Here is a 340-nt window from a genome sequence, read left to right as displayed (position 1 = left end):
GTGCGCCCTTTCTAACTTAACCTAAAAATAAGCGAAGCTTATTCATGGTATCACTCTCAAATTGAGAGAAAACCTAAAATGGCGATTACTCGGTAATGTCTTCTTCATTACATTATCTAGTTTTCAAGGAACAAAATGAGATGAATAAGAATTCATCTTTGGTGGAGCCTAGCGGGATCGAACCGCTGACCTCCTGCGTGCAAAGCAGGCGCTCTCCCAGCTGAGCTAAGGCCCCGTTATGAAAGTTATATGGTGGGCCTAAATGGACTCGAACCATCGACCTCACGCTTATCAGGCGTGCGCTCTAACCAGCTGAGCTATAGGCCCATATAACATATGA

At 44.7% G+C, this 340-nt stretch carries 2 tRNA genes; both read right to left on the bottom strand.

Annotated features, from left to right (window positions below):
• Positions 1–159: 159 nt before the first annotated feature.
• Positions 160–235 (bottom strand) — tRNA-Ala (locus tag ACQCVH_RS25340).
• A 15-nt stretch (positions 236–250) separates the two neighbouring features.
• Positions 251–327 (bottom strand) — tRNA-Ile (locus tag ACQCVH_RS25335).
• Positions 328–340: the final 13 nt, after the last annotated feature.

Origin of the sequence: Bacillus infantis (assembly GCF_050107595.1) — a bacterium.
In the GTDB taxonomy this organism is placed as follows: Bacteria; Bacillota; Bacilli; order Bacillales; family Cytobacillaceae; genus Bacillus_AB; species Bacillus_AB infantis_C.
The sequence above is the reverse complement of the archived record's forward strand: the minus strand, read 5'-3'. Positions and strand labels throughout refer to the sequence as shown.